Origin of the sequence: Melioribacter sp. Ez-97, assembly GCF_051488665.1 — a bacterium.
Classification (GTDB): Bacteria; Bacteroidota; Ignavibacteria; order Ignavibacteriales; family Melioribacteraceae; genus Melioribacter.
On sequence record NZ_JBPSEG010000013.1, the window covers coordinates 1 to 25,194 of the forward strand.

The following is a 25,194-nucleotide window of genomic DNA, read 5'->3' on the forward strand; positions in this document are numbered from 1 at the left end:
TTATTAGTATCATTTTTTTAGTTTGCAGCCCGATAATAATTAAATTTTTTAGGAGTTAATATGAATTACCTGGACGAATTAAAGAACTCGAAAATCATATTTTTGAATTTTATGAAAGGCAAATATCCGATCGAAGAAAAATCGAATCTGTTCCTCAGAGACCTGCAATACGCAATAAAAGCTTACTTCGAAACTAAAGGAAAGAAATTATCTTTCACCGAATCCGAAAAATTAGCCTACGACTTTGCGGATTATCTTGTCGGCGAAAATATTTTGAAAAAAATTTCCAATAACGCCTGGTTTTTGAATTTTTTGCCTTCGGAAAATGTTAATAATACAGCAGCTTGAATTTAGAAAGGGTTTTTAAAATGACAACAGAAACTAATATAAAGTCGGAAATAGACATAACCGAAAAAGCCGTCAACGAAGTCAACAGAATTAAAAAAGAAAATAACATACCCGAAACTCACGGTTTGAGAGTTGGAGTAAAAGGAGGCGGCTGTTCCGGATTAACATATCAATTAGGATTCGACGCCGAACCGAAAGAAGGCGATACAGTGATCGAAAAAGACGGCTTGAAATTATTCGTAGACGGCAAAAGCCTCTTTTACTTGAGCGGCACTGTTCTCGATTTCAGCGACGGATTAAACGGCAGAGGTTTTGTTTTCAATAATCCGAATGCAAAGAAAACCTGCGGCTGCGGAGAATCGTTCGGAGTTTGATATGGAAAGACGTAATTTCTTAAAGAGTGCAGGACTTCTATTTCTCTCCCCTGTCATTATTAAATCGGAAAATTTTACGAATAAATTAAATTCATTCAATAATAGGAGTAATAATAAAATGAGTAAATTCGAATTACCGGCATTGCCGTACGCCTTCGACGCATTGGAACCTTATATAGACGCGCGTACAATGGAAATACATCACGACAAACATCATGCAGGATACGTAAATAATCTTAACAAAGCCGTAGAAGGCACGGAATACGAAGGCAAATCCCTTGAAGAATTATTCAAGACAGTTTCAAAACTTCCCGTTGCAATTCGCAATAACGGGGGCGGACATTACAATCATACGCTCTTCTGGCAAATTATGGGTCCCAACAAAGGCGGCGAGCCTTCGGGAGCTTTGGCAGATGCAATCAACGGAACTTTCGGCTCGTTCGAAAAATTCAAAGAAACATTCAACAACGCGGCAGCTACGCGTTTCGGATCCGGCTGGGCATGGTTAGTATTGAGCAACGGCAAACTCGTCGTTACTTCGACGCCCAATCAGGACAATCCTTTAATGGACGTATCGGAAGTACAGGGATTCCCGATCATGGGCTTGGATGTGTGGGAACACGCATATTATCTGAAATATCAGAACCGCAGACCCGAATACATTACAAACTGGTGGAATGTAGTTAACTGGGACGAAGTGGCAAAGAGATTCGATTCGGTAAAATAAATGCGGTTAGCCTTTTAATAAAAGGTCATCTCTTTAACAGGGATGACCTTTTTTTTATAAACTTCCGGTAAATTTTAGTCTGTTAATGGCGCGAGCCAGAGCGGCTTCGGCTCGAGGAATGTCGATATCTTTGGAATGGCTGCTCAATCTCTCCTTTGCCCTTTGATACGCGTTTTTAGCCCTTTCAACATCAATCTCTTCCTTCGATTCAAAACTGTCCGCCAGAATAAGCACGCGGTTATCGAGTACTTCCACAGTGCCGCCTCCGGTAGTAAATTCGGAAGTCGATTCCCCTTGTTTGATTTTAATGCGTCCTATTTCGAAGGAACTCAGAAGAGGAGCGTGATTAAACAGAATCTGGAAGCTGCCTAACGTTCCGGGAACCGTTACGGCGTTTACTTTCCCTTTATACGCCACTTTCGAAGGCGTAATTATTTCGAGCTCGAATTCTTTCATTTTTGCAATCTTTTAGCTTTTTCAACGGCTTCTTCAATCGTACCTACATAGAGGAATGCCTGCTCGGGAAGGTCGTCGTATTTTCCTTCCAGAATTTCTTTGAAGCTGCGGATTGTATCCTCGAGTTTAACGTATTTACCCGGCGTGCCTGTAAATTGCTCGGCAACGTGGAACGGCTGACTGAGGAATCTTTGAATTCTTCTGGCTCGTCTTACGATAGTTTTATCTTCTTCCGATAATTCATCCATACCGAGAATATTAATTATATCCTGCAAATCTTTATACGACTGCAAAATTTCTTTTACCTGTTGAGCTACGTTATAATGTTCCCATCCGACGATATCAGGCTGAAGAATTCTCGAAGTAGAATCGAGCGGATCGACTGCGGGATAAATACCGAGTTCGGCAATCTGACGGCTCAAAACCGTCGTAGCGTCGAGGTGCGAAAACGCCGTAGCGGGCGCGGGGTCGGTTAAGTCGTCTGCCGGCACATAGATTGCCTGAACTGACGTAATAGAGCCTTTTGATGTCGAAGTAATTCTTTCCTGCAATTCGCCCATTTCAGTCGCCAGGTTCGGCTGGTATCCCACCGCCGATGGCATACGTCCGAGCAGAGCCGAAACTTCGGAACCTGCCTGAGTAAAACGGAATATGTTATCGATAAAGAGAAGAACGTCCCTGCCTTCCTCGTCGCGGAAATATTCTGCGATTGTCAATCCTGTAAGTCCTACTCTAAGACGCGCTCCGGGAGGTTCGTTCATCTGACCGAAAATAAGAGCCGTTTTCGACAATACGCCTGATTCTTTCATTTCGAGCCAGAGGTCGTTTCCTTCGCGCGTTCTTTCGCCGACGCCTGCAAATACCGAATAACCGCCGTGCTGTTTGGCGATATTGTGAATCAATTCCTGTATAATAACTGTTTTACCAACGCCTGCGCCGCCGAACAAACCGGTTTTACCGCCTTTTGTATAAGGCTCCAAAAGGTCGATAACTTTTATACCGGTTTCGAACATTTCCTGTTTTGTGGAGAGATTTTCGAATTTCGGCGCGTGGCGGTGTATCGGATATTTTTTCTCGGATTTGATCTCGCCAAGTCCGTCGATTCCCTCGCCGATTACGTTAATCAAACGTCCAAGAGTTTCCGGTCCAACGGGAACGGCAATCGGATTGCCGGTATCGTAAGCTTTCATTCCTCTCACAAGACCGTCTGTCGTATCCATAGCGACCGTTCTTACGCGGCTTTCGCCCAAGTGCTGCTGAACCTCGACTATCAGTTCTTCTTCCTTGCCTTCCAGATTGGTTCTGGGGATTTTAATTGCATTGTAAATTTCGGGTAAATGTCCGTCCTCAAAGTCGATATCGACGACAGGACCGATAACCTGAACGATAATTCCTTCTTTCAAAGCCATTTTTTATCTACCTATTTTGAAAAATTTTGATGTTAAAATTAGCAAGAATCCGTCTAAATTCCAAAAATGAATCCAGGCTTAAATTAGAATAATATGTAAATAAATTATATTCGATATGGCAAACAATACTAACTGCGACTAAAAACGAATTGAATTATACCAACCATTTAATAATAAATATGCTTTCTCAAATAAAATTTTTATCCGGTTGTAACAACTGACATTAATACAGATGAATGTTTTTTCGATGTATGTTTAGATTGCTCTGGTTTCGATCATAATCCTAAATCGGTAATTCTTGATTGCATTGCCGCTGAGTGTTCTGCAAGCCTTCTTTGAGGATTCCAACATAAATGTAGTTTCTTTTCAAACTCGATATGGCATAGACGTAATACATAGGAAGGGTTTAATATTTGTACCGAAGGCCGGAGTCGAACCTGCCTACCGGCAGGCAGGCCTGCCTACCGAAAGTTGGACTTTGCTACCGAAAGGTAGACTTTGCTTACGAAAGGCGGACTTTGCTTACGAAAAGTGGACTTTACTTACGAAAGTTAGACTTTCCTACTAAAAGTTATCCTACCTATTGCAAGGTAGGCCGGCACGGGGTTTGAGCTATTTTCTTCAAATATTCCTTGCCGCTACCGCTTTTAAAATATTTTTCCCTTTCTCTTGCACGAGGTCTGTTTTCACATTTTTCAAGATATATCATTTCAAACGGTCGGTACGGCGCTGTTGTTCTATTTTTGCCTCTGTTGTGTTCTGCAAGCCTTCTTTGAGGATTATTTGTTATTCCAACATAAATGTAGTTTCTTTTCAAACTCGATATGGCATAGACGTAATACATAGGAAGGGTTTAATATTTGTACCGAAGGCCGGAGTCGAACCGGCACGGGGTTTGAGCCCCACTGGATTTTGAGTCCAGCGCGTCTACCAATTCCGCCACTTCGGCACTTTTATTTGAAATGGCTCTGCAAAATTAATCGTTATACTAATTAGTATCAAGTCATTTTTGCAAATTAATCAAATAATTGACTTAAATATTCATTCATCAACTTATTCCATCCGTCCCAGCCGTTCGGAACGTCGTTTCGTAAATCGAGACGATGCCCTATTTTTTTGAATTTGAATATCGAAGACATTTCGAGGTTTTCTCGCATCGATAAATCGCCTTCGATAACGCCGAAGATAAATTTAATCTTTTCAATCGGATCGAGATATTTCCTGTCCGTTAAATTCGGCAGATAGTCGAACGGATTATTGAAATAGCAATCTTCGTCGTAATACCCCATAATGAATTGCTTTATATCGTAAAAGCCGTTTACGGAAATCATAGCCGAAACCAGTTCCGGACGTTTGAGCGATAAGTTAAGAGCATGATAGCCGCCGAAATCGACGCCGCCCAGAATTACCCGTTCTTTCCCGGTATCGTATTTCGTAAATTCGACAACGTCTTTGATTATCGTACTTTCGTACAAAAGATGTTTCTTTACTCTTTCCGAAGGGTGAACCGAAAAATTATACCAGCTTTCTTCGTCAATCGTATCGGGACAATAAACCTTAATTTTTCTGCTATCGATTAAACTTTCGAGAGCGGCAATCATTCCGTTATCTTTACAATCGTAAAAGCGCCCTTTTTTATGAGGGAACAAAATCACCGGTTCTCCGAATTCTCCGAAGACCAGCATTTCCAAATCTCTTTTGAGAAATTGCGAATACCATTTATGATATGTTTCTTCCATCAGAAATCCTTAAATTACCATTCAAATATAATCGATAATGTCATTTAAATGAAGAGACAATTTCTAATTATCTTTTTATTAACCGCAATTTCTTCCCATGGTCAATTGCTGGAAAGCAAATGGGTTAACATTCTCGATACAGACACGCAAAAAATCTATGTGGATACGACTTCTTTAAAAAAAGTATCGGACAATATTACGGTAATCTATATGGAATACTATCCCGTTTCGCACAAAATTAACGGAGTCGACGTTATATATCTGAAGACTCAAACGCTATTTGATATACCGGCAGGAAGAGGAACGATTATCGGAAGACTTTATTACGACAAACAAATGAAGCTTATCACGGACAATAACTTAAGGAGCCTTTTGCCTTCCGACATAACATCGGTTCCGATCGACTCGAACAAGATAATGAAAAAAGTCTACGAATATTGTCTCGACCGTCTCGGAGTTGTGCCGGATAAAGTTAAAGAAAAAGCTTCGCGATTATTTACAGGCGAGACCCTGCTTACTCCCGTCGAACCGGTTGAAACAGAAATCCGGGAATCAGCGGAAGAAAGTCCCGAAGCGCGCGAAGAGCAAGAATCAAGTGAGAGTAAAGAAAGTAAGGTCTCCAAATTCATTTTCGAATCCGGCGGGAAATATACGGTGCAGGTGTCGGCATGGCGAAGCAAGCGGAAAGCCGAATCGGTTGCAAATAACCTCAAAAGACTCGGGCACAATGCGTTTGTAATCAAAGCCGACATACCGGGCAGGGGCGCATGGTATCGAGTGAGAATCGGCTACTTCGATTCTGTTCAAGCCGCAGAAGATTTTATAAGAAAAAATCCGAACCTTTTTTAGTCTTTATTTTTAAGAACCAGGAACCTTTTGATTTTTTGAGTCGTAGTCTTTTCGAATTCCTGTTCTCTGATATGAAAACGCACTATCCTCTTGAACGCGGGCAGATTCTTATTTGCTTTATCAACTTCTTCGGCAATAATTTTTTGAATCAAATCGTCGTTAATTTCGATTCCTTTTCTTTCGGAAAGTTCAATAAACGCTTCTGCGTCGACGACTATCTGAGCCGCAATAACCTCGTCCTGTTTCGGATCTTTTTCGCCGTAGACAATCGATTCGAGAATAAACGGGCTTCGATTGAGAACGTCCTCTATTTCTTCCGGATAAACATTCTTCCCGCTTTTTGAGATAATTACATTTTTCATTCTGCCGTTAATATGCAGAAATCCGTCTTCGTCAATAAATCCGATGTCGCCCGTTTTGAACCATCCGTCGGAAAATGCTTCGGAGGTGGCTTTTTCGTTTTTATAATAACCTATCATCACATTAGGTCCTTTTGCCCAAATTTCTCCGCAGCCGTTTTCATCGGGTGCGTTTATCTTCAATTCCACATGCGGCAGCGGAAGTCCTGCAGCGTCGTCTTTGAAATTATCGAGTCTGTTCAACGCAAGTATCGGCGAAGTTTCAGTCAGTCCGTAGCCCTGAACAAAATTGAAGCCGAATTCGCGCAACCCTTTTGCAACCATTGGATCTGGAGCGGCTCCCCCCGCGATAAAAATTCTAATTGCTCCCCCGAATTTTTCGTGAAGTTCCGAAAAAATCATCTTTTTGAATTTACTCAATCCTACGTACGAAAAGAGATTCGACAATTTCAAAAGCGGGGGCACAATTAACGATTTTACTTTGTCTTCTTTAATGCCCTTTATTATTCTCTTGAACATTTTATCGTATAAAAGCGGAACTCCCAATAAAATAGTTGCTTTTACTTTTTGCAGGTCGTCGACGACGGTTTTCAACGACCTTGCGTAGTGCGCCGAAGCTCCGGTATACATCGGACACAACATTCCGCACGTGCATTCGTATGTATGATGCATCGGCAATACGGATAAAAACCTGTCTTGTTCGGTAATTAAAATCATACTCACCATATCCATCAGATTCGAAGCCAGGTTTTTCTGTGAAAGCATAACTCCTTTTGCCCTGCCGAGAGAACCGGAAGTAAAAATAATTTCCGCCATTGCGTTCGGGTCGATCCGAGGAAGTTCGCTCTCATTAGCCGGCTCGGTTTTATTTATAAGTTCCGGCATCGATAAAAAGTCTTCGTCTTCTTTTGTTTCGTCCATACAGATGAAATATTTCAGTTTTTTCAGAACATTTTTTCCTTCGGCAATTACGCTCGAATAGTTGCCCGAAAAAATAACTGCTTCGGAATCGGATTCATGCAGGATATTAAATATTTCATTGTCGGTCAGATTTCTGTCGATTGGAACGACCACATAATTGAACGTCATACAGGTCAGATAACTGAGCGCCCATTGAACTCTGTTTTCTCCGATTACCGCCACGTGCGTTCTCTCTTTAATTCCGAGTTTCTTTAAAGCGGTGCCGAACTTTAAAATGTGCCTTTTTAAATCGGCGTATGTCAATCTCGAAATCGGGGTATTGTTGAGGTCTTCCAATGCAAGCTTATCGGAATAAACGTTTCCGGAACGGAGTATCATTTCCTGAATCGATTCGATTTTGGGCACGTCGTACAATTTCAGCTCTTTTTTCATTGCTACCCCCTGCTTGCAATTTCAGTAATTATCTTTTTTACCAGATCGTAAAATTTGGGAACGTCGTTTATTTTAAGTTTTTCGTCCGGCGAATGAGCTCCCGTAATGGTGGGTCCTACGGATATCATATCGAGTCCCGGATATTTTTCGCCTATAATGCCGCATTCGAGTCCGGCGTGAACCACTTTAATCTCAGGCTTTTCATTATGGCTTTTCTCGTAAACTTCGGAAGCAATTCTTAATAATTCCGAATCGAAATTGGGCTGCCATGCCGGATATCCGTCGACTACTTCGACGCTTGCTCCCGCAAGATCGAAAACAGATTTTACGGTTCTACCGATTCTCTTTTTAGCCGATTCTACCGAACTTCTTTGGCTTGTTCCGATTCGCAATTTATTATTTTCAATCACAACCGTAGCCAGATTGGTGGATGTTTCCACCAAACCGCCAATTTTTTCGCTCATTTCGACAACGCCGTGAGGCAGAGCTATAATGGCGTTGTTAACTCTGCTTGCAAATTCATTCGTAAATGCAGTAAGATTTTTTTCGTTCGATTTATCGAGTTTTATTACGAGATCCGAAGCGTTGGTTCCGATTTCATTTTTTACTTCGGCTAAATAACCGGAAATAGTTTTATTAACGTCATTTAGCCTTTCTTTTTTGATTAAAATATTTGCTTCGGCTTCTCTCGGAATTGCGTTCCTTTTCGATCCGCCGGCAATCGAGGAAATCTTGATTTCGAAATTTTGTAATTTATCGAGCAGAAAACCGAGAATTTTAATAGCGTTTCCCCTGCGTTCGGAAATTTCCATTCCGGAATGCCCGCCTTTCAATCCTCCCACATAAAGAGTATAAGTTTCGACATCCCCGTTAACCGGCTCCGTTTGAATGTCAAAAACGCCAACGGTATCCATTCCGCCCGCGCAACCGATATAAAAAATGCCGTCTTCTTCGGTATCAAGATTAATCATGTATTTCCCGCGGAGCATATTTTTATCGAGGTTGCTTGCTCCCGTCAAGCCGGTTTCTTCGTCAACGGTAAATAGAAGTTCAATCGGTCCGTGCTCAAAATTATCGTCCGCAATTGCAAGAGCCGCAGCCATACCGATACCGTTGTCAGCGCCCAGCGTAGTTCCCTTAGCTTTAATCCAGTCGCCGTCGATTTCAAGCTCGAGCGGATCCTTGAAAAAATCGTGTTCGGTACCTTTGTTCTTTTCGCAAACCATATCCACATGACTCTGCAATACAACTGCGGGCGCGTTTTCTTTGCCCTCTGTAGCAGGAATTTTTATAACAATATTTTTGACTTCGTCTTCGATGTATTCAAGATTTTTCGATCCGGCAAACTCTTTCAAATAATTAAGAATTTTTTCTTCGTGTTTCGAAGGTCTCGGAATCTGCGTAATTTGATAAAAATATTTCCATACATTTTTTGGTTCGAGGTTATATAGATTTGCAGCCATTTAATTTTCCTTAATTATGTCTGATTGAAATGATATCTCCGTCTTTCACAATGTAATCCTTGCCCTCCAGACGCCACGCGCCCGATTCTTTGCATTTATTGAACGAGCCGTATTTAATGAAATCGTCGTAATGCACAACTTCCGCCCGGATAAACCTGTTATAGAAATCGGTATGTATTACTCCCGCCGCCTGCTGAGCGGTATAATTTTTCTTAATTGTCCAGGCTCTGCATTCGTCTTCTCCGACTGTAAAGAACGATTGAAGACCGAGCATTTCGTAGGAAGTTCTGAGGATTTTTGCGAGCGCGGATTCTTTAATTCCGTAATCCGCCATAAAGACTTTTTGATCTTCCGGTTCCAATTTGGAAAGTTCGAGTTCTATCTGGGCAAAGAAAGGAATAACAGGATTGCTCTTTTCCTTTAAAGCGGATATAACTTTCTCCGTTTCTTCTTCTACGACAGGAATTGCATTCTCGTCGAAATTAAGCGCGATAGCAAGCGGCTTGAGAGTCAACAACTGATAACCCGAAAGAAGTTTTAATTCGTTTTCGTCAAGATCGAGAGTTCTTAAAGGCTTTTCGGCTTCGCAATGACTGTAGCATTTTTCGATAACGGGCAATTCTTTTTTCAGTTTTTCGTCTTTCGATTTCTGAACGTCTTTTTTCAATTTTTCCAGACGGTTTTCGAGAAATGCCAGGTCGGACAATAAAAACTCCGTTTCAAGAAATTCGATGTCTCTTACCGGGTCCACACTGCCCATCGGATGAGGCACGGATTCGTCCTTGAAAGCCCTTATAACGTAAAAAAGAGCGTCGTTATTTCTTACGTTATTCAAAAATGCGGTTGTAATTCGCACTTTATTGTCGTCCGACATTTTGAGTCCCGGAATGTCGAAAACTTCTATCGTGGCGTTGACTTTCTTTTTCGGTTGAAATATTTCCGTCAATTTATCGAGACGTTCGTCGGGAATTTTAACGACTTCGATTGAGGCTTCTTCTTTTTGAATTGACGGGTCGGATTCTTTTTTTGATAAGGTATTAAACAAGGTAGTTTTGCCGGAGAACTGTAAACCTACCAGACCAATCTGCATTATTTCATCTCATTTAATTGAAAAATAGACAGTAAATATATGATATTTTACGCAATTATTTGCGTATGAAGTTCAATTTCTTCGAGCACGGAAGTTACTCGCAGGCATTCGCTCAGTTCTCCTTCGAAAATCTTTGCTTTGCCTTTTACATGAGCTTCAAATGCATAGGCTTTCGCCTGTTCGAAGCTGCATTTGAGAGCTTTAATTAATTGACGGATAACTTCGTCGAAAGTATGGATGTCGTCGTTGTAAAGAATAACGCGATACGGTAAATCGACAGTGGTTTCTTCTTCAATTTCCGGTTGAATAATGTTTTGCGTCAATTCGTCTGCCATCTTATCCCCTTTCTTTCAACTTGCATTCAAACACGGAAATTAAATTAAGTATTCGCTCCAATTTAATCAAACCCGTAAAAGCGATTTTAATTCAATCGAACGTTCCGCTGCCGGACGGAAGCTTTACTGCTGAATATTTCGCCGTCGTTCGTAATTCTCAATCCCTCGCAATCGTCTTTTTTCAACGGTTTGCCGGCTTTGAGTTTTACTGTTGAATTTTCATTCCCGGAGACATAAATAAATTTTGTGCCGTTTGAACTTGTTAATTCGGGAATGCCGTGCACTGTTACCGGTTCGTCAAAATTAATTACAAGAAATTCTCCGTCGATTTTCTTTTCAATAATCGACGGACCTTCGGTCGATTCGGGGTCCCATCTGAAATCGAAAGTCCAGGCGGGAGTAATTTCTTCTTTATAATAACCCGCCCTGCTCAGATTATCGTTCATCCAATCGTAATTGCCGCCTTCTTTCCTGCATCCTTCGAAGTAATACCTTTTGCCCCAATGAAAAATTCTGTTGCGTGTAGTATCTTCGTAAGTAACGCGATAAATTGGCGCGTCGGACAGATTTTCCGAAAAGATACAATCGATAAAAATGAATTGAGCTTCGTAGTGGTGCCGTGCAAGTTGAAACCCTTCGACGCCGTCGATGAAGGAGTTTTTAATCACGAATTTTTGATTTTTGTCGTATGCGCCGGCGTGCCACAGAGCCGCCGTTTTTTTAACTTCGTAAAATTTAGAATCCCTAATAAAGCACCAGCCGCGCGGACAAACGAAATCGACGGCGCCCGTGAAACTGCACTTTGCGTGATAATACATCCCGTCTTTATAATTCCACAACGAAACCGTATCGGCGCCTTTGCTGATAAGATTGCAGTTGTAAATTATTGTTCTTGTGCCGAATCCGTATACAGCAAAGGCATGAGGTCCTATTTCGGGCTGGCTGTTTTCAATCGTCAAATTTTTTAACACAACGTCGTCCGCGTATATGTTAACGACTCCCGGTCCGATGTTATCCGGGTTTTTGTTCCATTCTTCCCTCGGGAGGTTATATACAATTTTAGTTTCGTCTTTGTCCTCGCCTATCAACGTAACATAATCTCTTTCGATTCTTATTCTTTCGTTGTACGTTCCTTTTTTAATAAAGATTGTAACCCGCCTGTAACTGAACATCGGCAGTTTTTTAATGGCTTCGGTTAAAGTTTTGCAATCGCCTGTGCCGTCTTGAGCTACTACTATATCGTATTTTTCGTGAGCGAAAACAACCGAAACCATCAGAATCAATAAAAGCGGTAAAAACTTTTTCATACTTAATTTCCCGATTGTTTAATGTATTCCAGAAGAATTCTAACGTTGCGTATAAAATTGGCGGTGGAAATATATTCTTCGCCGGTATTATTACGATACGGCGACGTATCGTACTTATCGCCGACGTAAGAAACCGCATAAACTTTAGTTGTATCTTTATCGGGCGGAGGGAATCCGATAAATTCGTTTGAGACGTAAACGCGTTCAGTGTACCAGCAAAAGTTTGTATCTTCGCTTGAAATAATCCGGTTAATCAATCCGGCTTTTTCCCTGTCGTTTAACTCCCTACTTTTTCTTCTCGATTTTTCGTGGTCGAGTTCCAGATAGTCCGAAACGAGGTTAAAGATTTCAATTGCTTTTTGATTTTTGATTTCGAAAGGGAATAAAAATTTTTCGTACCCGTATCGATTACAATCGGCGTGTTGATATAATTCTTGTATCCTTTTCAGATTAATAGTGGAAATGCACGGATAATGAATTACGGTCATATTACTGTCGTAATCGATATAATATTTACCGTTTGCCGAATTGCCACCCGTACGGTGAATAAAAAGAGCTTTATTTGTAACGGGTTCTACGAATTTAGGCGCTCGGCAATTTTCTTCGTCGTCGTTAAATTTAACCGACTCAATCCAATCCAGCGCATCGGGAATAATTTCCAAATATTTTTTATCGCAGGTCATTTCATAAAATTTAATCAGCATTTCAACGTGATGAGCGGTATACTGAGGATCGAGAGCCGCCGGTTCATAGGTTCGGGCGGGAGCGGGCTGCAAATTGAAATCGTATTGCTGAGCCCATCCGGCTTGAGGCTTTTGGTATTGGGATATAATGTAAAAATTCATCGCTCTTAGAATAGCGTCGTAAAGATGAGTATAGTCCAGCGAAACGTAGCATAAAATCAGAAATTTCAGATTATTCCAGATAACATAATCGTTATAAGTATAGTAAGCTGAATAGTGGGTCGAATCGGCTATCGGATAGCGTTGAGGCCAGGCTCCGTTCGGATACTGGCTTTCCAAAATAAAACTTATTGCCTTATCGAGACTTTTTTTTACAGAGGCGTCGCGGCTTATCAAATAATACCGTAAAAGATATTCCGCGGCTCCGGCTGTCGAATTATCGTCGAAGGTGGCGTTCCCGAAATAGTGATTGAATTCCTCGAGACGCCATGCGCATTTACCGATTGTGTCGTACCATTTAATTAACGATTCCTCGCCGTCGAAATCGGCAAGGTAATTCCAGCCTCCGCATTCGAGCTGAGCTTTCATCAACGCCGCTGCGGATTTACCGGCAAGACGTAAATAAAAACTGTCCTGCAATGTTTCATAAATATCGAGAAATAAATGTCCCATAGCTACAGTGCCGTTACCCTGTATCCAGATCATGGAAGGATAAGCTTCGAGTTCTCCCCATCTTCTTGAAAGGTCTTTTTTGTAATACCAGACATAGCCGCCTTCAACCGAGAGGTTCCCGTCCATAAATTCGCACGACTTACGAATAATTTTTTTAATGTCGGATATCTTTACGCGCGATTGAGAATATACAACGTCTTTAAGGGAAAACGTCGACAGAAGAAATGTCAAGGACAGTATTAGTATTTTCGATTTGTTATTCATATTATAAAAAAACGGGGCGATATAACGCCCCGTCCAAAATTACTGGTCTACATTTATTGCGTTTCCGGAAACGCCTTCGCATTTCGATTTTTTCAATAACAAGTCTGCGTTCTTTCCTTTAAGAAGGATGCTGCCCGTTTCGTTGCCTTCCAGTTTAATAATTTGTTCGAGAGAAAAATCGGTATCGAAATTTTCAATCGATACGTTTTTGCTCTGGAAAATTCTTATTACCGGTTCGCGGGCAATTATTTTAGTATTCTTAAGTTCCACTCCGTCGGCATCGAATATCGAGACGCCTCTGTCCGCCGTCATCACAACGTTATTCAATACGATATTCTTAATTTTCATTTCGGGCAAACCTTGAATAACGACAGCGTCTTTCGCTCCGATGCAATAAATATCATTCAGGAAAATATTTCTGAACTGAGGAGTCGTTTCATCGACTTTGAGGACTTTCCTGTTTTTCAACTTTTCCGACAACGGAATGTCTTCCGTAGGAGCTTGTCCGCCGTAATACATGTTGAAACTAAGAGCGTCGGTAGGAATATCTTTCATATAAATATGATCGATATAAATATTTTCGACAATGCCGCCTCTTCCTCTTGTGCTTTTGAATCTAAGACCGATATCCGTGCCGATAAAATTACAATTGGTAACTTTAATGTTTCTTACGCCGCCCGACATTTCGCTGCCGATAGTAAAACCTCCGTGACCGTGATAGACGATGCAATCGGCAATTATAACATTTTCAGTCGGTATGCCGCGTTGTCTTCCGAATTCGTTCTTACCGGATTTCATGCAAATGGCGTCGTCCCCGACGTCGAACTTACAATCGTATATGATAACATTCTTTGAAGATTCCACGTCGATGCCGTCGCCGTTTTGAGAGTACCACGGATTTCTGACTGTGACGTTTTTGAGTATAATATTTTCACTCATCAAAGGATGAATATTCCACGCGGGTGAATTTTGAAAAGTTACGCCCTCAAGCAAAATATTCTTGCATTTAACAAAGTTTACCATAACAGGGCGCAGATAATCGCGCGCCTTCCGATAATCTTCCTTCGTAAGTTTACCGTTGGCTTCCAATAAACTGTCCAGAATTCGCTGTCCGTTCATAGCCTGTTCCGAGGGCCACCATTGATTCTTTTTGTCCACAACTCCGCCCGATGCAACCAATTCTTTCCACTGGCTTTCAGTCAATTTAGATTTTTTTACATATCTCCATGCGTCGCCTCCCCCGTCAATAACGCCGTATCCGGTAATAGCAATATTTTCAAGATTCCACCCGCTAATGGGCGACTGGCATCTGTATTGCTCGGTTCCTTCATAAGTTGTCAGCACCAGAGGATAATCGTCGAAATTTTTTGTGAATTGAATAAAGGCTCCTTTTTGGAGATACAAATTAACGTTGCTTTTCATTTCGATAGGACCAGTCAGCCATATGCCGGCGGGAACTATAACTTTACCTCCGCCCTTTTCAGAGCAAGCGGCAATAGCATTGTTAATCGCCTCTGTATTTTTAGTCAATCCGTCTCCTACTGCGCCGAAATCGACGATATTGAATTCCGCTTCAGGGATTTCGGGAGGAGACACCAAAGGCATTTCAAAAGGCAAATCTTTATAATATTTTTTTATTTCGTCATCGATGCCGCTCTGCGCAAACAACGGAGTTCCAATGGTTAAAATTGCCAATAGATAAATACATTTCTTTATCATGACTCTCTCTTAATTTTCTGAAACATAGTTAAGTTGAAGAATCCATTTTACCCAGTTTTCAGCGGCTTTATAATTTTGAAAATCAACAGGCAACCTGCGATTGTCGATATACTCGTTATAAATCCAAGGATCTCCGACTGCAAAGACATAACCTTTGCCAACCTTCTTAAAGATCATAACCGCCTGTCCGTCTTTATCGAGCAAAGTTTCTACGGGCTCAGAATTTTTAATCGTAGAAATTTCTTTCATATAGATTTTATCGACGCCTGCAAAAATAGGATTAAACGGCAGATTGACGAACGCGCCCATGTCATATTTTTTGCCGTCCACTCTGTTCAAGCTGACTTCGTTAAAAGAGAAACCGAATTTATTAGCCAATTTGTTTAAGTGTTCAAAATCGCAGTTTCCTTTATCGTTAGCCAGAATCAAAAGGATGCCGCCGTTCTGAACCCAATTATAAATATTTTCCGCATCTTTCGATTCGATATAATTCGGTTTTTCGGTTTCCTTTTCGGTATCGGGATCGACGACAATATAGACATCGGCGTCAGCAAGATTTGACCCGGAAGGAGCTTCATTAAGCTCATCAATTGAAGAGCCGTATTTTTTTAATAAATTACCGAATTCATAATAACCGGAATCGGTAGTGTCTTCCCAGATATAATGGAAAGGCTCCAACTCACCGGTGACTTTATTCTTCCTGTATTCGTTATTGAAGAAGTTATCGAGAGTAACACGAGCGTTATTCTTTTTCAATGCTGCGGCTTTTTCGAGTTCCATAGCAGCCATAATCAATGGACCGTATCCTTTGAAATCATTAATTCTCGTCGGTTCGCTTATATAATATTCGTAGCTGCCGTCACGATACGGATTGCCTCCCAGTCCTGCGCCGCGGCATGTGCCGTAAAGGTTATAATAGCCGTCGTCTTCGAGCCTCACAAATTCTTTTAAAATTCCTTCGAACGATTTTTGAGCTTCATCTAAATATTTTTCGGGCAAATAACCGTTATTGACTCCTTTGGCAATTGCATAAACAAACATGCATGATGCCGAAGCCTCAAGATAATTTCCTTCTCTACCGTGCATATTTAAAACCTGATACCAAACATTTGTGGAATCGTCCCTCACTTTCAGAAGCGCTTCGGTTTGTTGGTTCAAAATATCGATAATTGTTGGCCTGTCAGGATGCGTTTGAGGCAGGAAGTCGAGCACGTCTACAAGCGCCATCATATACCAACCGACAGCTCTTCCCCAGAAATGGGGCGATTTACCGGTCTCGGAATCAGCCCATTTTTGCCGGCGGCTTTCGTCCCACGCATGATAGAGAAGCCCGGTTTCTTTGTCGAGTGTTTTTTCGTATACAAGTTTTATTTGATGCGTTATATCATTGAAATTCTCGGGCAGATTAAAGACCTTGGAATATTCCGCATAAAACGGCTGACCCATATAGAGCCCGTCGAGCCACATTTGATAAGGATAAATCTTCTTATGCCAGAATCCGCCGCTTCCCGTTCGCGGCATATTTATAAGTTGTTTGTAAAGCGTGTCAAGCGCTATTTTATATTTTTTCTCTCCTGTTGCCTGATAAACAAAAAGCACCGCGCCTGCAGGCTTTATTTTATCGATATTAAAATCCGAGTATTTATAAGTTCTTATACTACCGTCTTCGTTAATATATTGATCGAGATTATCTTTAATAAACTGATAATATTTTTTATCGCCCGTGTAATAGTACATTTTACGGAGCGATTCGAGCATTAAGCCCTGCTCGTAATTCCAATTGTCTTTCGTCATATACTGGTCGTATGTCACCGCGCCGGGATGCCTTGCCAGAAACGATTCGGCAAATTTAACCGACCATAAATCATGAGTGAATTTTTTTCCGCTCTGGCAGTTTGCCAATCCTGCCGCCAATAAAATACCGATGAAAATGTTAATTGTCTTTTTAAACATGCCTTCTCCTTTTTATAACGCAAAATTGACGGACAATCTGTTGACGTTATCGAATATCTTTATGTACGAGTAAGAATAATTAACTTCAATTTTATTGCCTGCAAATTCGGTTTGAAGTCCTACGCCTGCCGACCACGATGCAATATCGCGATTCGACTGATAGCCGGCTCTCAAAGAAATCAGATTCATAAAAGTATAATCGATGCCGACATTTACTCTTTCCGAGTAATTGTTATAATGCATAAAATCCGCCGCCAACGTCAACTGCTGATTATCCGCGGATTCGTCGATGAATTTCCAGAGATTAATAGCCGTACCCATTGCAAAGACGATAGGCATTTGTTCGTCAATTTCTTCCCTTTTAATTTGCGAAGAGAAATTCCTGATAGCCATTCCGAACCGGAAATCCTTGAATCCGGTATTATAAAGCACGCCGGCGTCGAAGACCAACTTGGTTGCTTTATTTTGACGACTTGTACCGTCAAAAAACAGATTCTCGCCCAGATTCTGACCGGCAATGCGAATATTTCCTCCGATAGAAAACTGCGGGCTAATTTTCTTTGCGTACGTAATACCGAATGAATAAGCGCCCACATTCGAAAGCGGACCCGTTTCAATATATCCGTCGGGATATTGACTTTGCTGCGACGGATCGATAAGAGTGGTGCCGATTATTTCGCCGTAGTCAACCGTCATAACATGAACGCCAAGAACGCCGTAACTATCCATATTATAAACTGCCGCGCCCGCGAGGTAATTTATATCGGCGATCCATTGAGTAAAATTAAAGCTTACGTCGAGAGTATTGTTTGTATTTGCAATGCCGGCAGGATTATAAAAGATTGCATCTGCGGAATTCCCGACGGCGTAAAAAGCTTCGCCCATTGCGCTGGCTTTTGGCGATACGCTGACCAGCATAAAATTCATTGTGCTCTGAGCAAGTTTGTTCAAACCGACCTGAGCAAATGAATTAATGCCGAATACCAGAATAATTGCTATAGTCAATATAATTTTATTTGATTTCATTATTCATGCTCTCCTTATCTTACTACGACAAATTTATGATATGCCAGTTCTCCGTTCGGTTTTTCGATAACCGCAATATAAACGCCGCTGCTGATCACCTGTTGACTTGAAGTTAACATATCCCAAGTTACCGAACCTGAACGGGCGGGGTCGTCGTGTACTATTGTTTGAACCAGATCGCCGTTTTCTGTAAATATTTTGATCGTACATGTTCCCGGCAAATTAAAGAAGATAATACCTCTCTGGTCGGTAAATCCGTAAGTTTTTAAGAGCGGATCGTTAATGTTATACGGATTCGGCACAATTCTTACTTTCGACAGATCGTCAGAAGAAGGACGGGGCGGATTTACCCAGTAGATATTCGGCACAAGAACTCGCGAACTGTAGAGCATTTTACCGCGCGTAGTCGGATCCGCATTCGGGTCGTTCTCGTCAATTTTAGCTTTCGACTGTACGTAATAATAATATTGGGCGCCGTAAAGAACCGTTTGATCTTTGAAGACGTGTTCAAGTCCTCTGTCGTTTGCGTCGGAATCATAAATTGTTTCGTAAAATACCGTGTCCTGATTCGACACCCTGCGCATAATACGGTATCCGGCAAAATTAGGCATCGCTTCGGCGTCCGGACACGACCATTTGATTTCTACTCCGTCGCCGTAACCCGTTACTGTCAATTCGGATGGCGGAGGAGGAGCCTGAGGTATTTGATAATTATGTTCGAAATTCCATTTTGCCCTGTAAGCTGTTAACATAACCGAATCGATGCCGCTGCTAATCCAACGGTCTTTAATTTTATCCATTTCGGTTGCGTCAATCGGGAAGGCAAATTCTTTAGGCAGCCAGCCTTTTTCAGGATCGGGCATATTCGGAGGATTTTCGAGAGTCTTGTTCAACCATTTCCTACCTACTTCAATCGCTTTTTGATAAGACAGTCCGGCTATTCCGGAAGCGTAAACGATTCTGATTTTTTGACCCGGCTCGAATTTTTCGTAGGGACCGAAAACGCTTACCATCATAGGATTAGCGCCCTGCTTAGTGCCGCCGGGATAATCCGAATAATCATAAACGTTCAGTTCGTCTGAATTACCGCCGTGATGAGTTTCAGGCCAAACATTTCCGGTCATCGGAAAATAGTCCGAAAATCCGCCTGCCAAAGCCCAGAAGTTTTTGCTGCCGTAGAGATCGTTTTCTACGTTGTACGGTATTCTTGTTGCAGTTGCGGCGTATGTAATTCTCGGTTGCAGAAAATCGTCCACGTCATCCGCGGGATTTGTAAACGGTTGTTTGGATGCATGTATAATTGAGTAGAAATAGATATCGCTGAAAAGCAGCCTGCCGTCCTGAGTAACTATAGGAGCTCCCATATCGTCGCCCGGTTTGTCGGGATCGTCCGCGCTGTATTGATAAAATACCCTTGCCGTATCTCCGATTCTTCCGCCGTAATAATGGTTCCATACACGCGTCAATACAGGTCTTTCATTGTAAGGCACTGCGGGCGTCATCCCTTTCGAGTAATAACTGTTTGCTCCGTTTCCTTCCATTTTAATATAAAGCGAATCGAAGGTAAAATCGGATTTATTTTCAAAAGTCACTTCGAATATTATATAATTGTCATTGTAATTCTGACTCCATGCCAGAATTTTTCTGTGCATTTCGATACCGTAAACATATTCGCTCGATACTTCAATAATCTGGTCGTAAGTGCCTCCCGTAAATTTCGACGGATCATAAACGCCGAAGTTTTCCAGGTCGACTGATTGAAAATTTACTTCCTGCGCGGGATACCGGTAACGGATATAATTTGTCATCGGTTTGGTTATTTTACCTATCGGGAATTCATCTGTAGTGGGACCGTAAATCGGCAAAGTGTCGATTAATCCGGTATACGGATTAGGCCATTCGGAAGTTGTGCCGATCTGAAATCCCGAACCAGTGTTGAGTTCTCTGTATTGACCTCTGAAGCCGATGACGTTGTAATCGTTCGGGAAGAAACCTGCTCTGTAATCGAAGTTGCCTTTATCCGCATTTGCAGTAACTCCGATCCAAACCCTTCCCATTTTCATCAGAGCTACTTCTCTTTCCGGCGGCAGTTGCGCGTATGCAGTTTGCAATGCCAGCAGAAGAAAAGCAAAAACCGTTAATAATTTTTTTCCGTTCATTTATAAAATCTCCGTTTTATTCTGATTAAAAATCAATCCTTACGCCGACCCATATGTCTCTGGGTTGTCCGAAGAGCCAGAAAGAATAATTCGGGTCGTTTATGTACGGTTTTTCGTCCGAACGCAAATCGCCAACTTTATCGTCGCCCGGAATGTAGTAACCGGGTTGATTTTCTCTCAACTGGTCGAATTCGGGCGAATCGTACATCGGCAGATGAAGCGACGCAAGATATTTGTTCAGGTCGTTGTCGTCCTGGAATGCATATTCGTAACGCATTAAACTGACTTTGAAATTAAACAGATTGCTGATGTCGACGTAGAAATTTAATTTAAGATGACCTACGTCGACGGCTTTATTGAGTTTCAAGTCAATCATATAATAATCGGGCCATTGCATATTATTGCTAATATGAAGTTTGCCGAGCGGATTATACGTGAAGTACGAACCGGCGTACCATTCGCCGAAGATTGTCATACTCCAACCGCCGAATATCTTTGCGCCGAGAATTTCCGGTCCCCAATCCATCGGAGAACGGAAAGTTACATTGGCGTTAACTTTAGGACGGGGCAGCGCACGCGATTCATTCCCCTGATATAGACCTTCCTGGTCGTTATTGATTGTTACGTCGGAGATTATTTGTTTACCGGTCAATCCCGATTTACTCAACATATAGTTAAAATTGACCCAGAAATTAAACCACGATTGATCATTTTTGGAGAGCGTGACTTCAAATCCCTGAACGTCTTCGTACTCATTATTTGCAAGTCCGTCGTAATTCAGCGTGCCGCTCGAAGTTTGATACTGAACTTCTCCGGCTTGACCCGTTATGTCTTTATAGTATCCGGAAAGCTGCAACAAGTAACCTTCCATGAAATTGTAAGCCAGACCCAACTCATAAGAAATAGTTCTGGGCGGCTCCAGATTCGGATTAGACATATCGTACAATCCGTTTTTATCATATCTGTAACGGTATAGATACATTGTGTAATAAGGCGGATTTGAACGAAAATGACCGTAGTTAAAATAGAATTTGGAGTTAGTCGTAACGGGGAAAGAGACGCCGATACGCGGGCTGACTGTAAAGAAATTCTTAATAGGCTGCAAAAATCCCGGATGATCTTTGTCGTATTGTTCCCAGATTTCCCAGATGTAAGATCTGCCTTGTTCGAGAATGCTGTAGAGAGACGTATCAACTTTCTGGGGTCTGAAAACTTCTTCCGCAAACGGATCGCCCGACGGCCATTTGCCTCCGCCTCCGTAGTAATAATCGAATCGGACGCCTAAATTGGCAACCAAGCCTTCATACGATATTTGATCCTGGATGTAAGCGGCGGTCTGGCTGGGCCAACGGTGATAATTAAATTCGTATGTATTATACGCGTTCTGGTTCCACTTTTCCCAGAAGTTATGTTTAATATCGATGTAATTATATTCCAAGCCCGCTTTCAAAAAGTTGTGCTCGTTAATCTGCGAAGCTATATCGAATTTCAACTGCAATTGGCGAACCTTGGTTCGATCGTATAAATCGCCTTCCTTACGCGCAAATCTTCGAGGGATGCCCGGAGGTCCGTCATAACTCGGAAATGTAAAATCGCCTACTTTATGTTGAGATGCAAACTGCCATTTGCCGTACGGAGATTCGTCAACATAAATAGGTCCGAAATTAGTAACTATCGATGTATCCCTGTTGTCTCCGGTCGGCGAATAATTTTTAATGTACAGATATCCCGCTGTAAATTCCCAATATGTGCTGTTGCTAACCACTTTATTGATCGTAACTCCGTTCATTAAAATGGTTTGATTTAATATCGGATAAAATGATTGGTCATACCAGTATTCAGGATTGTTGGCAACATATTTAATGTTGTCAATCGGCATAAAGCCGCCGGCATTACCTGCATTTGGAGCGTCGCCCCACGGCGGTCTTACGGGACTGAGACCGATTTGACGTTTCCACAATCCGTTGTAAGAAACGCTAAGACCTTCCGAAGGAGTTGATTTTATTGTAGCTAAAGTCGTATACGATTTCTGGCTTCTCAAAGTCAACGGCATTACATAATAACGCTCGCTTGAATTGTTCGATATATAAAACGTAGCGTCGCCCAAATATTTCCCGATCAACGGCAGCGGTCCTCCGAATCCGCCGTCAAAGTTCCAGTCTCTTCCTTCTTCTTTCATCCTGTGCGATGCAAAAAGACTTTTCTGTTCGTCGGGAATTTCGTAATAACCGATTTGTTGTTTCAGTTCGTCGGGTAAATTGCGCAAACCATCGTAATCAGGCTCAGCCATGTGCATCCATGTTGCAAACAAATAGAGCTGAAAAGGCGTAACTTGCTTTTCAGGATCTTTTCCTCTATTGTAATTTTCGGCTTGAGTAATCCAGCCAGTAAACTTGGGATTTTGTTCGCGCATATAAGGGTCGTCCGCCCATGCCGCATCTGTGCCGATAAAAGCAACTTCCGGATCGAGGTAAGCTCTCAGGGCGTCATTATGCGGGTCGTAAAATGAAGCGCCGAACCTTTTCAAATGCGGCTGATTTGCCGAAAACGAGAATGTTCCGTGATATCCGTCTTTGGAACCGCTTTTTGTAGTAATATTAATTAATCCGGAACGGAAATTACCGTATTCTGCATTATAACCGCCCGAAAGCAACGAAACCTGTTCGACGGCGCTCATCGGAATAGAAGTTTCCGCATTTCCAACGGCAGAGTTGACGTACGACAAACCGTTCACCATAGCTCCTGTCTGATCCGCGCTGCCGCCTCTGATCGTAAGAAATCCGTTTTCGGTAGATACGCCGGGCAACTTAGCGAGAAATGCGTTTATTTCCCGAACGCCTGAAGCGTCCTGCAACTGCCCGGAAGAAACGACCAATTGCGTGTTCGAAACTTCTTTATGAAGTTCGTCTCTCTTTGCCGTAATAATTATCTCCTGCCCTTCAATAACCGAAGGTTTTAGGGCAATTTCGAGATTCGTTACGCGATCGGCGGACACTACAACATTTTCGACAATTTGGGTGCCGTAGCCGATCATCGATATCTGGATATCGTATGTACCTACAGGCACGTTCACAATAAAGAACTTGCCGTCGATATCCGTTGCCGCTCCGAGATAAGTATCCCTGATAACTACGTTAGCTCCGAAGAGCGGCTCTCCGGTTTGCTCGTCGATCACTCTACCGATTATACGGCTCTTTGTTTGAGCTTCTGTTATTGTCGATAGAGCGACAAGAGCCAAGAAGATTACAATAAATAATTTGAGTTTGTCCGTCATAAATAACTCCCGCCTTTTATTGTAAAAAATTACGGTTCGAATCTGAACCAATCAAAATCAGTGTATCCGTTATTATTATTTTTATTCCAATTTAAAGAGAAAATCCCAACTTTTGCGCCTACCCATTTCCCCTCGCGGGCTTTGAATTTGTTTCCAACACTTTTGAAACTAATTCCGTCCGAACTGTAACTGAAATCGCAAAACCCGCCATCGCTTACGCTCACTCTTAAATATACGAGATTTGTCGAAAGGTTTTTCTCTTCAACAATTATTTCTTGGTTTCCCATATCCGCGTTTTTGTTAATTGCCTGATAGATAGTGTAGCCGTCGTTTTTCTTTCTGATGCCGATATAAGAATAGTCCAAACCGAAGACAATCAAGCCGGCAAATTCGCTCCCGGATTGCGGATTAAATTCGAGTTTTGCAATTGCATTAAATTCCGGAGCGGGGAATTTTTGCATAAACAATTGGGGCACGTTCCAAAGATTACGAATCGAATCGTTTACAACTTGCGAATAAATCCTGAGCCATCCTTTCCTTACTTTTCTACTTGTCCACGACGAATCGAAATTAGCCTGCCACTGCCACTGTAAACCGGGATAATCGGCGTCAAATTCGTCGTTTGTTTGAGGCGTTTTAATTTCGGAATTAACGGCGACTTTCGGTTTTTTATAATTCAAGACAGGTTCGCCGATTCCGTTGCCGTCGTAGTCAATACCCATTACAGGCCAATCGTCCTCCCAACGCATCGGCTGCAAATGAACAATTCTGCCGTAAGCGTCTTTATCCTGAAAATGAACAAACCACGATTCGCCTTCGGGCGTTTTTACCCATCCGCCCTGATGCGGTCCGTTTATGTATGTGGAGCCCTGTTCGAGTACGATTTTATCTTCATACGGTCCGTAAATATTTTTAGATCGCAGCGCAACCTGCCATCCGTTCCGAACTCCGCCGGCGGGTGCAAAGATGTAATAATATCCGTTGCGTTTATAAAATTTCGGTCCTTCCAAAGTAGGATGTTTTAACGAATCGCAATAAATCAAAACGCCTTCGTCGAGCAACGATTCGCCGTCGGGACTCATTTTATGCAAAGTTAATCTGTGTTTAATACCGGAACGGCTGCGCGCCCAGGCGTGAACAAGATATGCATTACCGTCGTCGTCCCACAAAGGCGAAGGATCAATCCATCCTTTGGCTTTTTTGATCAATATAAGAGGCTGCCAGGGACCTTCCGGATTTTTCGACTTAGTCATAAAAATACCGTAGTCCGGATCGCCGTAATAGATATAAAATTCGCCGTTATGGTATCTGATACACGGCGCCCAGATACCGTTGCCGTGTTGCGGTTTATCGAATTCTTTTATCGGATATCGGATTACGGCATGACCGATAATTTCCCAGTTAACCAGGTCTTTGGAATGCAGAATCGGTAAACCGGGGAAATGAGAAAAACTCGACGAGGTCATATAATAATCTTCTCCGACGCGAATAACGTCAGGGTCGGAATAGTCCGCGTGTATAACCGGATTTTTATATGTTCCGTCGCCGTTGTCTGGCGTCCATACCGATTGATTGTTCTGCGAAAGCAGAGTTGCAAAAGAAATTAATGCGATGCAAATTATTCTTTTTATCATA

20 protein-coding genes and 1 tRNA gene are annotated in these 25,194 nt (G+C 42.1%); 4 read left to right on the plus strand and 17 right to left on the minus strand.

Features of this window, described 5'->3' with window-relative positions:
- The first annotated feature begins 60 nt into the window (after window positions 1-60).
- The 3 genes from ACSSWA_RS12630 to ACSSWA_RS12640 all read left to right on the plus strand — a co-directional run bounded on the left by ACSSWA_RS12630 (window position 61) and on the right by ACSSWA_RS12640 (window position 1,449).
- The gene (locus ACSSWA_RS12630; protein WP_437356914.1) at window positions 61-348 is read left to right on the plus strand and encodes a hypothetical protein; all 288 of its coding nucleotides are present in this window, start codon (window positions 61-63) and stop codon (window positions 346-348) included.
- 20 nt (window positions 349-368) lie between these two features.
- Window positions 369-722: an iron-sulfur cluster insertion protein ErpA gene (gene erpA, locus ACSSWA_RS12635; protein WP_437356915.1), complete on the plus strand. Its 354-nt coding sequence runs from the start codon at window positions 369-371 to the stop codon at window positions 720-722.
- A gap of 118 nt (window positions 723-840) precedes the next feature.
- The gene (locus ACSSWA_RS12640; RefSeq protein WP_437356916.1) at window positions 841-1,449 is read left to right on the plus strand and encodes a superoxide dismutase; all 609 of its coding nucleotides are present in this window, start codon (window positions 841-843) and stop codon (window positions 1,447-1,449) included.
- Window positions 1,450-1,503: 54 nt separating this feature from the next.
- Here the strand turns inward: ACSSWA_RS12640 and ACSSWA_RS12645 are convergent, their stop codons facing one another.
- The 5 genes from ACSSWA_RS12645 to ACSSWA_RS12665 form a co-directional block, all read right to left on the minus strand.
- A complete protein-coding gene (locus tag ACSSWA_RS12645; RefSeq protein WP_437356917.1) occupies window positions 1,504-1,905 on the minus strand; it encodes a F0F1 ATP synthase subunit epsilon in 402 nt (133 codons plus the stop codon).
- Complete coding sequence (gene atpD / locus ACSSWA_RS12650; protein ID WP_437356918.1) at window positions 1,902-3,314, minus strand: F0F1 ATP synthase subunit beta; 1,413 nt, start codon at window positions 3,312-3,314, stop codon at window positions 1,902-1,904. Before atpD ends, ACSSWA_RS12645 begins: the two co-directional genes overlap by 4 nt.
- Before the next feature lie 580 nt (window positions 3,315-3,894).
- The gene (locus ACSSWA_RS12655; protein WP_437356919.1) at window positions 3,895-4,158 is read right to left on the minus strand and encodes a GIY-YIG nuclease family protein; all 264 of its coding nucleotides are present in this window, start codon (window positions 4,156-4,158) and stop codon (window positions 3,895-3,897) included.
- 19 nt (window positions 4,159-4,177) lie between these two features.
- Window positions 4,178-4,263, minus strand: a tRNA-Leu gene (locus ACSSWA_RS12660).
- A 67-nt stretch (window positions 4,264-4,330) separates the two neighbouring features.
- Window positions 4,331-5,053 carry an esterase family protein gene (locus ACSSWA_RS12665; RefSeq protein ID WP_437356920.1) on the minus strand — a complete coding sequence of 241 codons (723 nt, stop codon included), beginning with the start codon at window positions 5,051-5,053 and terminating at the stop codon, window positions 4,331-4,333.
- 48 nt (window positions 5,054-5,101) lie between these two features.
- Here ACSSWA_RS12665 and ACSSWA_RS12670 point away from each other — a divergent pair, with 48 nt between their 5' ends.
- A complete protein-coding gene (locus ACSSWA_RS12670) occupies window positions 5,102-5,902 on the plus strand; it encodes an SPOR domain-containing protein (protein ID WP_437356921.1) in 801 nt (266 codons plus the stop codon).
- Here ACSSWA_RS12670 and ACSSWA_RS12675 read toward each other — a convergent pair.
- From ACSSWA_RS12675 to ACSSWA_RS12730, 12 genes are all read right to left on the minus strand, one after another.
- Complete coding sequence (locus ACSSWA_RS12675) at window positions 5,899-7,614, minus strand: AMP-dependent synthetase/ligase (RefSeq protein ID WP_437356922.1); 1,716 nt, start codon at window positions 7,612-7,614, stop codon at window positions 5,899-5,901. The two genes, ACSSWA_RS12670 and ACSSWA_RS12675, sit on opposite strands and share 4 nt — an antisense overlap.
- 2 nt (window positions 7,615-7,616) lie before the next feature.
- Window positions 7,617-9,077 carry an aminoacyl-histidine dipeptidase gene (locus tag ACSSWA_RS12680; protein ID WP_437356923.1) on the minus strand — a complete coding sequence of 487 codons (1,461 nt, stop codon included), beginning with the start codon at window positions 9,075-9,077 and terminating at the stop codon, window positions 7,617-7,619.
- A 10-nt stretch (window positions 9,078-9,087) separates the two neighbouring features.
- On the minus strand, window positions 9,088-10,167 hold the full coding sequence (gene ychF, locus ACSSWA_RS12685) for a redox-regulated ATPase YchF (RefSeq protein WP_437356924.1): 1,080 nt from the start codon (window positions 10,165-10,167) through the stop codon (window positions 9,088-9,090).
- A 47-nt stretch (window positions 10,168-10,214) separates the two neighbouring features.
- Window positions 10,215-10,502 (minus strand): ATP-dependent Clp protease adaptor ClpS, encoded by a 288-nt coding sequence (locus tag ACSSWA_RS12690; RefSeq protein ID WP_437356925.1) that lies wholly within the window; start codon window positions 10,500-10,502, stop codon window positions 10,215-10,217.
- Between the two features lie 86 nt (window positions 10,503-10,588).
- Window positions 10,589-11,809 (minus strand): pectinesterase family protein, encoded by a 1,221-nt coding sequence (locus tag ACSSWA_RS12695; protein WP_437356926.1) that lies wholly within the window; start codon window positions 11,807-11,809, stop codon window positions 10,589-10,591.
- A 2-nt stretch (window positions 11,810-11,811) separates the two neighbouring features.
- On the minus strand, window positions 11,812-13,290 hold the full coding sequence (locus tag ACSSWA_RS12700; RefSeq protein WP_437356927.1) for a pectate lyase: 1,479 nt from the start codon (window positions 13,288-13,290) through the stop codon (window positions 11,812-11,814).
- 177 nt (window positions 13,291-13,467) lie between these two features.
- The gene (locus tag ACSSWA_RS12705) at window positions 13,468-15,147 is read right to left on the minus strand and encodes a glycoside hydrolase family 28 protein (RefSeq protein ID WP_437356928.1); all 1,680 of its coding nucleotides are present in this window, start codon (window positions 15,145-15,147) and stop codon (window positions 13,468-13,470) included.
- A gap of 9 nt (window positions 15,148-15,156) precedes the next feature.
- On the minus strand, window positions 15,157-17,100 hold the full coding sequence (locus tag ACSSWA_RS12710; protein ID WP_437356929.1) for a glycoside hydrolase family 88 protein: 1,944 nt from the start codon (window positions 17,098-17,100) through the stop codon (window positions 15,157-15,159).
- A gap of 12 nt (window positions 17,101-17,112) precedes the next feature.
- Window positions 17,113-18,126: a PorV/PorQ family protein gene (locus ACSSWA_RS12715; protein ID WP_437356930.1), complete on the minus strand. Its 1,014-nt coding sequence runs from the start codon at window positions 18,124-18,126 to the stop codon at window positions 17,113-17,115.
- 14 nt (window positions 18,127-18,140) lie between these two features.
- Entirely contained in the window at window positions 18,141-20,285 is a 2,145-nt protein-coding gene (locus ACSSWA_RS12720) for a hypothetical protein (protein ID WP_437356931.1), read from the minus strand.
- 25 nt (window positions 20,286-20,310) lie between these two features.
- Window positions 20,311-23,559 carry a TonB-dependent receptor domain-containing protein gene (locus ACSSWA_RS12725; protein ID WP_437356932.1) on the minus strand — a complete coding sequence of 1,083 codons (3,249 nt, stop codon included), beginning with the start codon at window positions 23,557-23,559 and terminating at the stop codon, window positions 20,311-20,313.
- 29 nt (window positions 23,560-23,588) lie between these two features.
- Window positions 23,589-25,193: a glycoside hydrolase family 43 protein gene (locus ACSSWA_RS12730; RefSeq protein ID WP_437356933.1), complete on the minus strand. Its 1,605-nt coding sequence runs from the start codon at window positions 25,191-25,193 to the stop codon at window positions 23,589-23,591.
- Between the last annotated feature and the right edge of the window lies 1 nt (window position 25,194).

What these genes read in the sequence shown, in the direction of transcription:
- ACSSWA_RS12630 (WP_437356914.1), top strand. Translation starts at nt 61, where the DNA reads ATGAATTACCTGGACGAATTAAAGAACTCGAAAATCATATTTTTGAAT.
- erpA (WP_437356915.1), top strand. Translation starts at nt 369, where the DNA reads ATGACAACAGAAACTAATATAAAGTCGGAAATAGACATAACCGAAAAA.
- ACSSWA_RS12640 (WP_437356916.1), top strand. Translation starts at nt 841, where the DNA reads ATGAGTAAATTCGAATTACCGGCATTGCCGTACGCCTTCGACGCATTG.
- ACSSWA_RS12645 (WP_437356917.1), bottom strand. Translation starts at nt 1,905, where the DNA reads ATGAAAGAATTCGAGCTCGAAATAATTACGCCTTCGAAAGTGGCGTAT.
- atpD (WP_437356918.1), bottom strand. Translation starts at nt 3,314, where the DNA reads ATGGCTTTGAAAGAAGGAATTATCGTTCAGGTTATCGGTCCTGTCGTC.
- ACSSWA_RS12655 (WP_437356919.1), bottom strand. Translation starts at nt 4,158, where the DNA reads ATGTATTACGTCTATGCCATATCGAGTTTGAAAAGAAACTACATTTAT.
- ACSSWA_RS12665 (WP_437356920.1), bottom strand. Translation starts at nt 5,053, where the DNA reads ATGGAAGAAACATATCATAAATGGTATTCGCAATTTCTCAAAAGAGAT.
- ACSSWA_RS12670 (WP_437356921.1), top strand. Translation starts at nt 5,102, where the DNA reads ATGAAGAGACAATTTCTAATTATCTTTTTATTAACCGCAATTTCTTCC.
- ACSSWA_RS12675 (WP_437356922.1), bottom strand. Translation starts at nt 7,614, where the DNA reads ATGAAAAAAGAGCTGAAATTGTACGACGTGCCCAAAATCGAATCGATT.
- ACSSWA_RS12680 (WP_437356923.1), bottom strand. Translation starts at nt 9,077, where the DNA reads ATGGCTGCAAATCTATATAACCTCGAACCAAAAAATGTATGGAAATAT.
- ychF (WP_437356924.1), bottom strand. Translation starts at nt 10,167, where the DNA reads ATGCAGATTGGTCTGGTAGGTTTACAGTTCTCCGGCAAAACTACCTTG.
- ACSSWA_RS12690 (WP_437356925.1), bottom strand. Translation starts at nt 10,502, where the DNA reads ATGGCAGACGAATTGACGCAAAACATTATTCAACCGGAAATTGAAGAA.
- ACSSWA_RS12695 (WP_437356926.1), bottom strand. Translation starts at nt 11,809, where the DNA reads ATGAAAAAGTTTTTACCGCTTTTATTGATTCTGATGGTTTCGGTTGTT.
- ACSSWA_RS12700 (WP_437356927.1), bottom strand. Translation starts at nt 13,290, where the DNA reads ATGGACGGGAACCTCTCGGTTGAAGGCGGCTATGTCTGGTATTACAAA.
- ACSSWA_RS12705 (WP_437356928.1), bottom strand. Translation starts at nt 15,147, where the DNA reads ATGATAAAGAAATGTATTTATCTATTGGCAATTTTAACCATTGGAACT.
- ACSSWA_RS12710 (WP_437356929.1), bottom strand. Translation starts at nt 17,100, where the DNA reads ATGTTTAAAAAGACAATTAACATTTTCATCGGTATTTTATTGGCGGCA.
- ACSSWA_RS12715 (WP_437356930.1), bottom strand. Translation starts at nt 18,126, where the DNA reads ATGAAATCAAATAAAATTATATTGACTATAGCAATTATTCTGGTATTC.
- ACSSWA_RS12720 (WP_437356931.1), bottom strand. Translation starts at nt 20,285, where the DNA reads ATGAACGGAAAAAAATTATTAACGGTTTTTGCTTTTCTTCTGCTGGCA.
- ACSSWA_RS12725 (WP_437356932.1), bottom strand. Translation starts at nt 23,559, where the DNA reads ATGACGGACAAACTCAAATTATTTATTGTAATCTTCTTGGCTCTTGTC.
- ACSSWA_RS12730 (WP_437356933.1), bottom strand. Translation starts at nt 25,193, where the DNA reads ATGATAAAAAGAATAATTTGCATCGCATTAATTTCTTTTGCAACTCTG.